At 70.9% G+C, this 13,902-nt stretch carries 13 protein-coding genes; 3 read left to right on the top strand and 10 right to left on the bottom strand.

All coding sequences use genetic code 11. The annotated features are described in order from the left end of the window. Positions 1–13: 13 nt before the first annotated feature. Positions 14–1,099 carry a DUF5954 family protein gene (locus JIW86_RS36700; protein ID WP_257558645.1) on the bottom strand — a complete coding sequence of 362 codons (1,086 nt, stop codon included), beginning with the start codon at positions 1,097–1,099 and terminating at the stop codon, positions 14–16. Between the two features lie 173 nt (positions 1,100–1,272). Here JIW86_RS36700 and JIW86_RS36695 point away from each other — a divergent pair, with 173 nt between their 5' ends. After that, on the top strand, positions 1,273–1,866 hold the full coding sequence (locus JIW86_RS36695) for a TetR/AcrR family transcriptional regulator (protein WP_257558643.1): 594 nt from the start codon (positions 1,273–1,275) through the stop codon (positions 1,864–1,866). Further along, positions 1,863–2,717, top strand: coding sequence for an alpha/beta fold hydrolase (locus JIW86_RS36690; RefSeq protein ID WP_257558642.1), 855 nt, complete (start codon positions 1,863–1,865; stop codon positions 2,715–2,717). The genes JIW86_RS36695 and JIW86_RS36690 overlap by 4 nt, the downstream gene beginning before the upstream one ends. A gap of 53 nt (positions 2,718–2,770) precedes the next feature. On the opposite strand, the gene JIW86_RS36685 is transcribed toward JIW86_RS36690, so the two are convergent. Then, positions 2,771–3,103, bottom strand: a complete 333-nt coding sequence (locus JIW86_RS36685) for a hypothetical protein (RefSeq protein ID WP_257558640.1) — start codon at positions 3,101–3,103, stop codon at positions 2,771–2,773. Positions 3,104–3,586: 483 nt separating this feature from the next. After that, the gene (locus JIW86_RS36680) at positions 3,587–4,078 is read right to left on the bottom strand and encodes a Crp/Fnr family transcriptional regulator (RefSeq protein WP_257558639.1); all 492 of its coding nucleotides are present in this window, start codon (positions 4,076–4,078) and stop codon (positions 3,587–3,589) included. Between the two features lie 77 nt (positions 4,079–4,155). On the opposite strand from JIW86_RS36680, the gene JIW86_RS36675 reads away from it, so the two are divergent. Next, positions 4,156–4,419, top strand: a complete 264-nt coding sequence (locus tag JIW86_RS36675) for a YciI family protein (RefSeq protein ID WP_257558638.1) — start codon at positions 4,156–4,158, stop codon at positions 4,417–4,419. 35 nt (positions 4,420–4,454) lie between these two features. On the opposite strand, the gene JIW86_RS36670 is transcribed toward JIW86_RS36675, so the two are convergent. From JIW86_RS36670 to JIW86_RS36635, 7 genes are all read right to left on the bottom strand, one after another. Continuing rightward, positions 4,455–4,808, bottom strand: coding sequence for a hypothetical protein (locus tag JIW86_RS36670; protein ID WP_257558637.1), 354 nt, complete (start codon positions 4,806–4,808; stop codon positions 4,455–4,457). A gap of 182 nt (positions 4,809–4,990) precedes the next feature. Further along, positions 4,991–5,494 (bottom strand): hypothetical protein, encoded by a 504-nt coding sequence (locus JIW86_RS36665; RefSeq protein ID WP_257558636.1) that lies wholly within the window; start codon positions 5,492–5,494, stop codon positions 4,991–4,993. A gap of 324 nt (positions 5,495–5,818) precedes the next feature. Next, positions 5,819–6,730 (bottom strand): SDR family oxidoreductase, encoded by a 912-nt coding sequence (locus JIW86_RS36660; RefSeq protein WP_257558635.1) that lies wholly within the window; start codon positions 6,728–6,730, stop codon positions 5,819–5,821. Between the two features lie 18 nt (positions 6,731–6,748). Further along, the gene (locus JIW86_RS36655) at positions 6,749–7,342 is read right to left on the bottom strand and encodes a TetR/AcrR family transcriptional regulator (RefSeq protein ID WP_257558634.1); all 594 of its coding nucleotides are present in this window, start codon (positions 7,340–7,342) and stop codon (positions 6,749–6,751) included. A 92-nt stretch (positions 7,343–7,434) separates the two neighbouring features. Then, positions 7,435–8,802, bottom strand: coding sequence for a pyridoxal phosphate-dependent decarboxylase family protein (locus JIW86_RS36650; protein ID WP_257558633.1), 1,368 nt, complete (start codon positions 8,800–8,802; stop codon positions 7,435–7,437). 146 nt (positions 8,803–8,948) lie between these two features. Continuing rightward, positions 8,949–10,220: a sulfite exporter TauE/SafE family protein gene (locus tag JIW86_RS41480; protein WP_263862080.1), complete on the bottom strand. Its 1,272-nt coding sequence runs from the start codon at positions 10,218–10,220 to the stop codon at positions 8,949–8,951. A gap of 15 nt (positions 10,221–10,235) precedes the next feature. Further along, positions 10,236–13,631 (bottom strand): PQQ-binding-like beta-propeller repeat protein, encoded by a 3,396-nt coding sequence (locus JIW86_RS36635; RefSeq protein ID WP_257558632.1) that lies wholly within the window; start codon positions 13,629–13,631, stop codon positions 10,236–10,238. Positions 13,632–13,902: the final 271 nt, after the last annotated feature.

Raw genomic sequence — 13,902 nt, 5'->3', positions numbered from 1 at the left:
GCTGTGTTCCTGGTCAGTCCTCGGGGACGATGCGGCCGTCCTCGTCGAGCACCAGGTGGATCCGTGCGGGGTCCTGGCTGTTGACGTCGGACGGGCGCGGGCCCTCGGGCCCGTCGGTGCCCCAGCGCAGCAGGCGCCGGGTGCGGACGATCTGGTAGACGGTGCCCTGGAATTCCAGCCTGTTGACGCGCCCGACCCGCAGCGTGTCCGCGGCCTCGGCATACGCGGCCAGCTCCGCGGGCCGCGGACCGGCCGGCGCCCCGCCGCCCGCTTCCCAGGTGCGGGCGTCGGTGCGCGGATCGGCGTCGCCGGGAATGTGGCCGCGCATACGCGGCCACATCCACGTCAGGGAGAAGTCCAGAGACTTGCGGGCGGCATGCGCGGTTGCGTGCGGCCCGCTGACCGGCCGCCAGCTGCTGCCGGCCTGCTCCACGACGGTGAACGTCGGGGGCAGCAGCAGCACGTCCGGATGGGTGTCCAGCGCCCGCTCCGCGTCGGCGCGCACGTCTTCGGGGAACCGCTCACCGGTGTAACACAGGCCGCGCAGTGCCAGCCGCTCCAGAGCCTGGGTCGGAGTGAGGGGCGCCTCCGGGTCCAGGACCAGGCCGTCATCGACCTCCGACTCCCTCGAAGCACGGTCCCAGTCGGGGACGGGCGGTTCCGGGTCGGTCGGGCGAGGCTCTTCTATACCGCCCGGGCCCGCGGCCGCGTACTCCTCGGCCCGCACGACCCGGTACCGGGTCCCGGCCGCGGTGAGCTCGTCGACCCGCTCGCTCTCCAGCCGGGCGACCGCCGCCAGCAGTTCGCGCCGTTCCGCCCTGTCCTGCGCCTCGTCCTTCGCGCGGAACCACAACCGCGAGTTCAGCCCGTCACGCGCCAGCTGCGGACAGCCGGCCGTCACCGCGAGCACCACCCTCCACCGCGGCCCGTCCCCGGCCCGCTGCGCCGCCACCCCGAACAAGGGGCCACGCACCACCACATCGCCCGCACGCGCCACGGCGTCGACCGCGTCGGCTTCCACCACGGCTTCCACCGGCTCCACAGGTACCCGCACCACCACCGGCCACGACCCGCCCGGCCCCACATCACCACGGTTCATGCCCCCATCCTGCCGACGGCGGCACACCACCGTCCCGGATTCACCGATTCCCCACCCGCTGAGGTCCCGCGCGTGGCACGGTCCGCCATCGTCCCGCCGCACGCGGCCCTGGTTGCCATTCCTAAGGGTCCTAGGTTATATCTAGAACCCCTAGGATGATCATGGGAGGGTGCATGGCGCGGGCAGGGCTGACGGCGGAGCGGGTGACGATCGCGGGCGCCGAGCTGGCGGACGAGGTCGGGCTCGACCAGGTGACGATGTCGCAGGTGGCGCGACGGCTCGGCGTGAAGGATGCGAGCCTGTACACGCATGTCCGCGGTCTGGAGGATCTGCGCGGACGGATCGCGCTGCTGGCGGCGGACGAGAAGACCATCCGTATCGCGGAGGCGACCGCCGGGCGGGCGGGCAAGGACGCGCTGGTCGCTTTCGCCAACGCGTGGCGGGAGTACGCCCACCGGCATCCGGGCCGCTACATGGCGACGCAGACCCCGATCCGGATCGACCCCGAGCTGGCCGCACAAGCTTCCGGTCCGCGGCGCGCGGTCGAGCTGACCTACGGCATGCTGCGCGGGTACGGACTGGCCGAGCCCGACCTGACCGACGCGGTCCGGCTGCTGCGCAGCACGTTCCACGGGTTCGTCGCCTTGGAAGCCGCGGGCGGGTTCGCACACGAGCGTTCGCCGCAGCAGTCCTGGGTCCGCGCCCTCGACGCCCTGCACACCCTCCTGGAGCACTGGCCCCCGTACCGAGAAGGAGACTCCTCGTGATCGACCCGACCATAGGCAGCCTGCGCGTGAACGGCGCGACTCTCCATTACGAGGTGCGCGGCCAGGGCCCGCTCCTGCTGCTGATCCCCGGAGGGGCGGGCGGCGCGGCCTCCTTCGACGGCATCGCCGACGGCCTGGCCGCCGAATACACCGTCGCGACCTACGACCCGCGCGGCATGTCCCGAAGCACGCTGGACGACCCCGATGCCGAGCAGCGGGTGGCCGAGCACGCCGATGACGCGTTCCGGATGCTGGAACTGCTGTCGCCCGGTGAGCCCGCCCGGGTGTTCGGCGCCAGTTCGGGTGCGATCGCCGCCCTGCACCTGCTCACCGTCCATCCCGAACGGGTCGAGCGCGTCGTGGCGCACGAGCCGCCGGTGGTGGAGGTCCTGCCGGACGCCTCCGAACATCGCGCGCTCATCGCGCGCGTGCAGGAGACGCTCCGCACAAAGGGGCTCATGCCGGCGATGGCCGTGTTCGCTGCGGGCCTGAAGAACGGTGGCGACACCACCGAGCCGAAGCCCGAGATCGAGCTTCCCCCGCTTCCACTACTTCCACCGCAGGCAGCCGCACGGGCCGAGCGGACGATGGCCAACCTGCCGTACTTCCTCGGGCGCATCGTGCCCGGCTTCATGTCCTACACCCCGGACATCCACCGGCTGGAGGCGCTGTCGGACCGGCTCGTGCTCGCCGTCGGCCAGGAGTCACGCGGCGAACTGCCCTACCGTCCGGCCGCCTTCCTGGCCGAGCGTCTCGGCACGGAACTCCTCCAGTTCCCCGGCGGGCACACCGGCCTGACCACGCATCCCGCCGAGTCCGGCGAACTCCTCCGGAAGGCCTTCCGCGCCTAGGCCGGCGGGCCTGGCAGCGGTTCCCCTTGCGCCAGGGGTGGATCGACCCTCGCTCAGGTGGAGTGAGTCACGATCTGGGAGATGACCCAGATGGCCCAGGCCAGGGGGATGAGGGCCACGTATGCCTGCGGCCGCCGAAGCACCGGCGGGCCCGTGTCCACGTGGGCGCGTCCCGGGGCGGGCGTCGACGGGGGAAGCTTGCTGTACTTCAGGTAGGCGAACAGATTCCATACGAGCGTGAACGGGTTGAGGATCACCAGGGAGAGCGGGCCCCACCAGCCCAGGCACAGCGTCCTGGTGGTCATCTGCCGGACGACGGCTATGCCGCAGGCCCGGCAGAACGGCCCGTCCAGGTGCTCGAACCTCATCAGGATGAGAATCCCCATGTGGGACCGCACCTTGAAGTTCGCGGCAGCCTGGCCGCCACACGCGCGGCACGCGGGCGCGGGCGGCGCGTAGCCCGTGGGAGCCGGGCCGGCGTAACCGCCGGGAGCGGGCGCGTAGTTCCCCGGTGCCGGGGCGTAGCCGTGTTCTCCGGACGCGCTGTAGGGATTGCCCGGCACAGGACCGTGGCTGGACGGGTGATGTGGTGTTGCCATTTTTGAACAGTTCTCCAAGATCGCTCGTACGGGCTAACACTAACCGCAGCCGGACAAGTACTCGGGCGACGGCAATGAGAACCACCCGCGGCCTCGGACGAGTTCACCACTCGAGATCGACCCCGCAGAGGGCCCGCGCGAGCCCTCCCGCTCCGCGGTGCCCTTTGGTGAAGGGAACGGTTCAGCCCGAGCTTGCCCACTGTCCCGCCCCGTCGCGAACCACCGACTGCCCTGATGGCCCTGTACGGAGCAGTGATGAATCGATCCTGCCTACCCCATGTGGTTCCTCCGGTACGAGGTGCGCGGGCCCGATTCGGTTGCGCGCAGGGCGAGGAGCTCGGGTGCGAGCACTGCGACGGTGTGGCGCGTGACCTCGACCAAACCGTCGCGGCGCACCTGGGCGAGCAGGCGCAGTACGTGCCGGCGTACTGCGGGCACGTCGTCGACCAGTTCTTCGAACCGGGATCGCGGGAGGCTGCGTACGGTGCAGTGGGTGACCGCGGTGAGAGTGGCCGTGTGCCCGCGGCCATCGATCACGGCCACCTTGTTCGGTGCACAGGGTCCGGTCCAGTCGCCGAAGCGGACGACCCGTCCGGCGGCCGTGGTGGTGGCGACGGACACCCGGCCACGCAGCAGCAGAAGGAGATACTCGGCCGGCTCGCCGGCACTGAGTATGACTTCTCCCGCGTGGTGGCGGCGCGGCAGCGAGTGGGACCAGAGCGCGCGCAGCCGATCTTCAGGCAGTGCGGCCAGCAGAGGCACAGCCGCCAGTGCCTGCCAAGGGGCTGATGTATCGGCTGATACTGAAGTCCTCATCGTCAGACCGTACCGTCGGCCGCATGATGATCCTCGAGCTGGCCTTCACCGCTGCCCCGGAACGCCTCGCCGCACGTCCGGCACACCGTTCGTTCCTTGCCCGGCTCCACGAGGAAGGGCGTCTGCTCGCGGCCGGTCCCTGGGGGGACGAATCGGGCGCGCTCCTGGTGTTCGATGTGGAGCGCGCCGAGCTGGAGGTCATCCTCGACGCCGATCCGTACTACCGCACGCCGGGAGTGACGGTCGCAGGCATTCGGGAGTGGGTACCGGTGGTCGGCCACATCTGACCTGGTCGCACCATCAGATACGACGCCCGCGCCTCTCAGTGGAACTCGTGGACCAGTTCTATCTCACCAACGATGTGGGCGTTGAAAGCGTCGACCTCCTCCGCCGGAACCCACAGCTCGAGGATCGTCTGCCCGCCCGCCTGCTGGACGGGATACCGCGTCAGGAACTCGGACTCGACCTCGAACCGGGTGACGAAACCGGCTCCGTCGTGCTTCACGTTCCAGTCCCTAGCGATCTTGATTGCGTAGTCCTCGTTGAGGACCGGGTAGAAGATCGGCTGCTCCGGCAGACGAGGCGGCCAAGCACGCCAGTTCAGCTCTCTGACCAGGTCCAGCTCCTTGGGGCCGGTCGGGCGCCACAGGGTCGTCGTTGCTTGCCGGCTGGTCATGGGAGTCGCTCTCTGGACGTCGGAGGCCGCTGAATCGGCTGGTCAGGAGACCGGACGATACCGGTACGGCATGCCCGACGGCCATGCCGTTTCCGGCTCGGCGGGTACCGGGGCGGGCCAGGAGCCTGGGTACCAAAGACGATCCCGATGGGGTCTTCCGAGGCTTTGCCGACTGAAGCCGCCTATTCCCCCTGAGGAGTTGGTTCGAATGCTTTGAAGCAGACAGCACGGCCTGTGCTGCAGATCTCAGCGTCCGGCGGGATGCTCCGGCCCTCCGGGAACTCGTACGTCAGAAATGTCATCGTCCGCCCCGAGGGGAATTTCACCGTGGCTTCCTGCACCGGAGTTGCGTGCTCCGGTGTACCGCCGGTGTACGCGAAGGGCCCGCCAGCGTTCTCGACGATGCTGACGGTCAGCCACATCTGACCCGGTTCGGCAAAGCCGTGTGGTCTGCCTCTGCCCACGTGCACGTATCCCTGCGGCTTCCGCTTCGTCGCAAGTCCGAAGCACTGCCGGTCCGACGCCCGCTCTCGGATCGACAAGAGGCAGTACGTGTTGGCGTCTGGCATCCAGGCCAAGTCACCCGTGCCGACCTGCTGGCTGCGCCGTAGAACCGCCACATCGGACGTCGCCGGGACGGCCTCAGCCGGGGGGAACAGCCCCTTTCTGAAGGCCTCGACCAGCATCCCGTCCTGCGAGGTGATCGCCGCCGCGCCCAACGGTGAGGCGGGACCGGGCTCCGGCGGCTCCGGCGCCTCGAGAGAGCCGGAAGAAGAAGTGGGAGAACTGGGAGGAGTGGGCGCCGCGGACGAGGGAGGGGAAGCGATGGGAGGGCCGGCCTCCGTGCACGCTGTCACCATCAACAGCAGTACGCCGACACTCGCAAGAAGCCCACGCTTCATCGCCCACCCCCCGGTTGCGGGGATCTTACCCACGGTGAGCGGCGTCTGCGGATCGATCCCCGCCGATACGAAACACAGTCGATGTCACGCACTGTCCTCCGGCCGGTGTCACATGGGATCTCCGAGTGGCCCGTACTGCCCTTCCAGGTTCTTGGCCCAGTGGGCGGCGAAGTCCGGTTGTGTGCCGTCGGCGTCAGTGAATCCGTACTCCTGGTACAGGCCCCAGGTGGCCAGGGCCCGTCCGGTCTTGGCCATGATGTGGGGGTCCGCGGCCAGCACGACGACTGCCCGGCCCAGGTAGGCCGGGGTCTCGGAGTGGGCGAAGTTCGGGTCCTGGGCCGCGCCGTCGCGCCAGTTGGTCTCGGTGACGCCGAAGTTCTCCAGCATGGCCTCCGAGCGCAGGAAGCCGGGCGTGAGCGCCACGGCCGCGACGCCGTGCGGCTTCAGCTCGGCCGCTTGCGCGACGGCGAGACGGATCACGGCGGATTTCGCCAGGTCGTAGAAGAACGAGCCGCGGTAGCGAGCGGTGTTGCCGTCGGTGACCTCCACGACCAGGCCGCTCTTACGGGCGACCAGCAGCGGCAGCGCGAACCGGCTGGTGATCACATGGGTCTCCACCGCCTGCCGCAGCAGACGGAGCCCGCACTCCAGATCCTGCTCCCACAGGGGATGCTCCCAGTCGGTCAGCGGGTCTCCGCCCCACACGGAGTTGACCAGGATGTCGAGCCGGCCGTCCTGTTCCGCGGCGATCCGGTCCACCAGGGCCCGGACCTCCTCGGGACGGCTGTGGTCGGTGCGGACGGGTATGCCGAGGCCACCGGCGGCGGTGACCCTCTCAGCGGTCTCCTCGATGGTCTCCGGGCGGTCCAGGCCGGAGCGCCCGGCAGCGCTGCTGCGGCCGGTCACGTACACCACCGCACCGGCGGCGCCGAGCTCGACGGCGATTCCCCGTCCGCCGCCCCGGGTGCCGCCGGCGACCAAGGCCACCTTCCCGGCCAGCGGTCGTGTGTCGAGCGTCATGATTCCTCCAGGTCGCGGCTACGGGCGGGACGGGGCATGCGGGGACAGCACGGTGCCGAGCTCCTGCCGGAGCCGCTGCTCGAGGGTGCCCTGGCGTTCGAGGGCCCAGGTCAGACCCGCACCGGCGGTGATCGCCCGTACGGTGCCGGCCAGCGCCGCGACATCCGTCCCGGCGCTCAGCTCGCCGGCGGCGGCCGCGTCCGCCAGCAGTTCCTCGACCGCGCGTTTCTGGGCATGGTGGACGGCCAGGGCGCGCTCGTAGAGCTGCGGATCGGCGAGGTCCATGCACAAGAACGCCAGATGGTTGGCGAAGCTCTCCGGCGTGCCCATCTCGCCCGCCGATTCCACGACCAGCGCCACCAGGGCCTCGAGCGCCGATCCGTGCGACTGACGCGCTCGCCCGGCCATCTCGCTCGCGTCCCGCGCGGACCGATCGGCCAGGGCCAGGAGCAGTCCGCGCTTGGACCCGAACCGCTGCACCAGCGTGCCGGGCACCAACCCCACCTCACGCGCCACGGCAGCCAGCGTGAGCCCCCCAGGACCCACCCGCCCCATGACCTCGGCCGCCGCACGCAGGATCACCGCATCCTCGATCCCTCGGGGACGTGCCACCTCCACCACTCCCTGATTAATGAATGCTTGTTCATTCATTAAAGCGCGGAACCTGCGCCTTCGGCAAGCCCGGCCCGGGGCCCGCCGACGGGCTATGCGGAGCGATGTGCGCGCCGGATCGCGTCGAGCGCGCGCGTGACATCGTCGTCGGTCGTCGACCAGTTGCTCACCGAGATGCGCATGACACGCCGGCCGTGCCAGGTGGAGCCGCTGATCCACGCCGTGCCGTCGTCGAGCAGCCGGGCGATTACCCGTTCCGTGCGTTCGTCGTCGCCGAACTCGGCGCAGACCTGGGTGAATACGACGTCGTTGAGGACGGTCGCGCCGTCGATCGCGGCGATGCCGGTGGCGAACGCGGAGGCGTGTCGGCACAGCCCTTCGACGAGGTCGGCCACGCCTGATCGCCCGAGGGATCTGAGCGCGGCCCACACGGTGAAGGCTCTGCCGCGCCGGGAGAGCTCGGGGACCTTGTCGATGGGGTCGCCTTGTTCGTCCTGGATGAGGTAGTCCCCCTGCAGGCCCATCGCCGCTCGGATCGCGAACGGATCGCGCACGATGGCGAGGCCGCAGTCGTACGGGACGTTCAGGGTCTTGTGGGCATCCGTCGCCCAGGAATCGGCGTACGAACAGCCCGCCATCAGGTGTGCGTACATCGGGGAGACGGCCGCCCACAGTCCGAAGGCGCCGTCGACATGCACCCATGCATCTGCCTCGCGAGCGGCACCGATCGCCTCGGCGAAGGGGTCGAAGGCCCCGGAGTGGATGTCTCCGGCCTGGAGGATCACGATCGTGGGGCCCTGCCCGCCGGCCGCCAGGGCGTGCCGCAGGGCCCCGGGCTCGATGCGCCCTTGCCCGTCCGCCTTCACCAGTTCGGGTTTGCCGAGTCCGAGGTAGCGCAGCGCCAGGTCAATGGCCATGTGGCGGTCCTCGCCGGCGATGACGCGTACGGCCGGCCCACCCACGAGTCCGTCGTGGGCCACGTTCCAGCCCGATCGCCGCAGCACCGCGTCGCGCCCGGCGGCGAGGCAAGTGAAGTTCGCCATCGTGGCACCTGTCGTGAAGCCGACGGCGCTGTCGCTCGGCAGGCCGAGCAGATCGAGCAACCACGCGCCGGCGATCTCTTCCGCCGCCGCGTACGCGGGCGAGACGGCGCGCATCACGCAGTTCTGGTCCCAGGCGCTGACCAGCCAGTCCGCGGCCAGCGCGGCCGGTTCGGTGCCACCGACCACGAACCCGTAGAAGCGGCCGCTGGGAAAAGCGGTGAGCCCCGGCTCACAGGCCGTGGCCAGCAGGTCGACGACATCGGCAGCCTTGCTGGGGCCGTCGGGAAGCTCGGCACCGAGCTCACGCACGATCTCCTCGACCGAAGCGCGGGCCGGAACCCGGCGGTCGGAGAGGCTCGCCAGCCAGCGGACAGCATGGCCGTATGCCTGTCGGAGCGCCATCTCGCGCGCGTCCATACCTCGGACTATGAAGCTGTCGCCGCCGCCCCGCAAGCGCGGGGAGACGCGAAGGGACGTAAGGCGCCCCGCCCGGCTTCAGACCGGACGGGGGCGCCTCTGTCGTGTGCCAACGGCAGGTCACGGAACTCGCAGGGCTGCGGCGATCACGGAGCCAGGAGGTGGCCGGCCGCAACCGCCGAGGCCACCGTCCCTCCGGCCACCACCGCCGAAGCCGCAAGGAGGGGAACCCTCGGGGTCCACGTCCGCAGTGCCCGGGAGCGGGAGACGCGATCCAGCAGCGCGTCCCGGCCGCGCAGCACGATCAGGCCGACGCCGGTGAGTGTCAGCGCCATGCCGAGGCCGAAGGCGGCGACCATCGCGAGGGCGATGGCGACCTTGCCGGTCAACAGGCCGCTGAGCAGGACGAGGAAGGCGGAGGGCGAGGGCAGCAGGCCGCCCGATGCGCCGAGCAGTACGAGGCCTCGCCAGGTGAGGAGCGACGGGGCGTCCGGGATGTGATGGTTGTGCCCGTGATCGTGGTCGTGCCCGTGCCCGTGATCGGGATCGTGGTCGGAATGGTGGTGTTGTCGGTGGCGCAGATGCCGCAGCAGCAGACTCACGCCCGCCCCGGCCACCACCAGCGCCGCGATCAGCTGAAGCCACCCCGTGAGCGCCGCGATGTCCGGGGTGCTGTTCGCCGCCAGCCACCAGCCGACCGCCAGGGTGGCGACCGACAACGTGTGCATCACGGCGACGATCCCACCCAGCCACACCGCATCGCGCGCCCGGCCCCTGCCGCCCACCAGATACCCGGCGGCCAGCGACTTACCGTGCCCCGGCGCGCAGGCGTGCAGCGCCCCCACAGCCGCGGCCAGGAGCAGCGCCAGCGGCAGGGCCGCGCCGTGGTCCAGCAGCGAAACCAAGTCGGTTGACCAGGCCCCCAGGCCCGAAGCGTCCAAAGCAGCCGATGAGCCCGCAGCCGCCCCCGCCGCCGACGGTGTCAGAGTCAGCGTCCGCGTGGGCTCCTGCGCAGTGTGCAGCCCGCCGGAGCCCGTGCCCGTCACCGACAGGGTCCGGTACGCCGGGTCCGCGTCCGTCAGCGCCGTGACCGTCAGGTCGACGCGCTCGACCGGCCGCTCGCAGACGAAGTGGAGCTTCATGCCGTCGGCCCGGTCCACACGGCACGGGTGGCCGTCCTGGCGTACGACGATGTGCGAGCTCAGATAGGCCGCCTCGTCACCACCGGACTGCTTCTCCAGTACGGCCACGTCGTCCCGCTGCGCGGACCAGAACACGTCGACGGCGGTGCCCGCCGCCTCGACCTTCACGACGGGCGGGGTTCCGAAGGGGTGCGCCTGCGCCGTCCCCGCACTGCCCAGGAGCAGCGCGGGGACGGCGGCGAGCAGGAGCAGCACCCCGGTGCGGAGTGATCGCACGCTGGTGCTCCCCCTCTACTTCCGGCGGGCGGCGAGCGCGTGGACCGTGCCGTCGTCCGTGAGGGCGAAGACCCAGTCACCGCTCACGGACAGGGCCGAGGCCACTCCCGCGCCGAGGTTGTACGAGGCGACCTGCGTTCCGCTCGTTCGGTCCAGGACGAGCAGGCGACCGTCCCACGTCCCGACGTACACGTGGGAGTCGGTCACCAGCGGGTTCATCGTCGGCGAACCGGAACCCGCCGAACAGCCCATGGCAACCCGCCACTTGTCGTCCAGCGGGCTCTCCCCCGCCAGATAGCCGGACTTCGCCTCCCACACCGGCTTCGAGGGATCGGCCGCGCTCGTGTCGTAGGCGCGTACGACTCCGTCCCGGCCCGCGACATAGGCGGTGTCGCCCCACACGGCCGGGCTGGTGAGCGGGGCGCGGCCCGGCTCGCAGGTGCTGCCGCCGCCGAGCTTGGACTCCCAGGTCACCGCGCCCGTCTTCGGGTCGTGCCCGCGGACGCCGTAGGCCGTGAACGTCACCAGCTTCGCCTCGCCGCCCGCGGCCGGGTCGGTCAGGACGGGCGAGGAGTGGCTGTCGATGTCGCCCGCGGTGTCCTTCACCCACAGCTGGGTGCAGGTCGCGAGGTCCATGGCGATGACGGTGTTGCTGGACATGGAGTGCAGGTAGGCGGTGTTGGAGCCGGGCTGACGGATCACGGTGCTGTGGGCCTGGCCCCAGGAGAACGCGGCGCCGAAGCCGCCCGGCAGCATCCCGCCGGTCTCGGAGTCCCGGCAGCGGACCGTGGAGGCGTCCTGGTAGACGGCGACCGAGCGGTGGTCCGCGCCCGCGAGGGCGAAGACGCTGACGGGTCCGCCCGCGCGGCCGTAGCGGCGCACGGTGTCCCCGTGGGTTTCCTCGCGGTCGATCGCCTGCCAGACGATGCGGCCGCTCGCCGCGTCGAGGGCATGGATCCGGCCGACGCCGGTGGTCAGATAGACCTTGCCGCCCTGGAGCGTCGGCGCCGACTCGGCATCGCCGTCCAGGTACGTACGCCACAGCTCACGGCCGGAGGCGATCTCGTACGCGAGCATCATGCTGAACGGAGAGTCGAAGGCGCGGGACGAGACGATGAGCTTGCCGTCCGCGACCACCGACCCGTTGAGGTTGAACTGCTCGCCGGTGTGGCGGGCCCACCTGAGGTCGAGCTGCGCGCCCGGCTGGTTGCCGCTCGCGGACCGCCCGGCCTCGTCGCCGCCCTGCCGCAGCCAGTCCTGTCCGGTCCTGGGCTCGCCGAGCTCGGAGTCCCGTACGACCTCGAAGGTGTTCTTCACGACGGGGAACTGCTTGCCCCGGGTGTCGTACGCGACCGACTCGGCCGTGTAGGTGCCGGGCCGCAGCCCGCGCAGCGTGCCGCTCGCCCGTGTCCAGGCGCCGCGTGCGTCGGGGCAGGGCTCCGGCGTGCCGCCGGGCGGGGTGTAGCAGTTCTCGATGCCGGGGCGGGACGCCTCCCGGCCGAAGCGCACCTCCTCACGCTTCACCAGGTCACCGCTGCCGTCGCGGACGGTGAGCACCGCCCTGGCCGGGGTGCGGCCGTCGTCCTCCGCGTACACCTCGACGGGCACTCCGGCCTTGGCGCCGTGCACGCTTCCCTGGGCGGGGCTGACCAGGGCGGCGTCGTCGTCGATGTCGAACTGCCGGTGGATTCCGGACACATGGCCGGTGTCCTCGTTGCCCGGTGTGTTCGGATCGTCCGTGATGGCACTGAAGTCGAGGACCTTGTAGTCGGGGTGGGCGCCGTCGATCCCGTACGTGCCCTGGTTGTTGACCTCGACGGACCGCTTGAAGGCTCCGCGCCGGAATTCCGCCTGCTGGTTGTGACCCGCGGCGACCATCCGCACGTCGTACTTCGCGAGCTCGTCGATCGTCGGCTGCATGCCGGCGCCCGGGCCCCACTGGGTGAACAGCGAGCGGTGGGCGAAGACGAAGACCTGCTTGCCGACGGCGTGCCGGGCGAGGTCCTGGCGCAGCCACTCCAGCTGCGGCTTCAGCCCACTGGCGTCGTAGTTGTCCTCGAGGACCACGATGTGGCGGCCGCCCCGGTCGAAGCTGTACCACTCGGGGGCGAGGTTGCGGCGGTAGTACTCCATGCTGCCCGCGTAGCCCTGGGAGGTCGCCGTACCGCCGAAGTCGTGGTTGCCGATCACCGGGTAGAAGGGGTGACCGAGCCGGCCCTCCTCCAGGCCCTTGCTGAACAGATCGTACGCGCCCTGGCGGCGCGGCTCGGCGGCGTAGTCCGTCACGGTGAGGTCGCCGGTCGCGATCTGCATCGTCGCGCCGTCGACCTCGGACATCGCCTGGACCTGGCCGGTCCACTGGGGCAGCGCGCGGCGGGCCTCGTCGTCGGTGCGGTTGCCGACCTCGGGGTCGGAGTTCATGACCCACTTCTCGTGGGGGTTCGAGGCGTTGCGGTCGGGCACGAGCGCGAAGTCGACGCCCGTGCCGCCGGTCTCGGGGACCTTGTGGAAGAACTGCGGGATGTAGTCCTTGCGCAACGCCGGCGTGTATCCGTCGGGTGAGACGATGCCGACGAGGTCGGTCTCGCGCCGCTTGGGGTCGATCTGCAGGCTGTACGAGCCGTCCGGGCCGGTCGTGGTCCACACGGCGCCGTCGTTGACGTCGATGCCGGGCATGGGCGGCTCGCCCTTGTCCCGCCGGCCGTTGCCGTTGCGGTCCTTGAAGACGGTGCCCTTGACGGTGACAGTCGCGGTGGCGGTGCCGGTGGCGGTCCCGGCCGCGTCCGTGGCGTCGTCGGCGAAGGCGGCCTGCGGCGCGAGGAAGGACAGCGCGACGGCTCCGGCGGTCGCCAGCTGCCAGCGCCGTCGGGTACGGCGCAGCCCGCCGCGGACGAGGGACGGCAGGCCCCGGGCGGCCAGCAGCACGGCGACACCCGCGGCCGTGACCAGCCCGACGGAGAGCCAGGGGAAGGCCGGCAGGGCGTGCGCGCCGTGGACGTCGACGAGCGGGGTCGCGGCAGAGGCGTCGACCGCCGTGCCGTCGAACTCGACGACGACCTGGGTCAGGTCGCCCTCGTCCATGAGGGGGCTCAGGTCGAGCGCGTCGACGCGGCAGCTCCACGCCAGCTCGATGACGACGCCGCCGGGCACGCCGCCGTTGTCGCCGGGCACCCCCGAGCCGGTGGCCGGGCACGGGGCCGAGAGCAGCCCGGCCGCCCACGCACCGGCCTGCTCGGGAGCGACGACGGCGTTGTGCACGATGAGGCGGCCGCTGGTGACATCGGCACCGGGTGCGACCACTAGTTCGGCGTGCTCGCGCGTGACATGCGCGAACGCGGTCTGGGCGCCTGTGCCCAGCACGAGGAACAGCAGCGCGAGGGCGAGCCCGGCTGCTCTGCGTATGTGCTTCATACAGCAGACGCTAATGATCCGGTGTCCGTCTACCGGTCAGTCCTGAACGACTTTCACAGAGCCGCCCGCAAGTGTTCAGCGTCCCGATTGTGGCCGTTGGGTCGTGCGGGGTGCCTGAGACGTGCCATCAGGCCCTCACCCGGCCAACTCGGGCCTCTCGGCAGCCCGGACGCAGGCCGCGGAGAGCCTGCCCTGACGACCGGCCATACATGGCCGGTGCCTTGGCCTATCCCCTGAGCTCGGCGTACACCACGATCAGTGGTGTCCGGTC

The organism is Streptomyces sp. NBC_00162 (assembly GCF_024611995.1).
GTDB lineage: Bacteria > Actinomycetota > Actinomycetes > Streptomycetales > Streptomycetaceae > Streptomyces.
The sequence above is the reverse complement of the archived record's forward strand: the minus strand, read 5'-3'. Positions and strand labels throughout refer to the sequence as shown.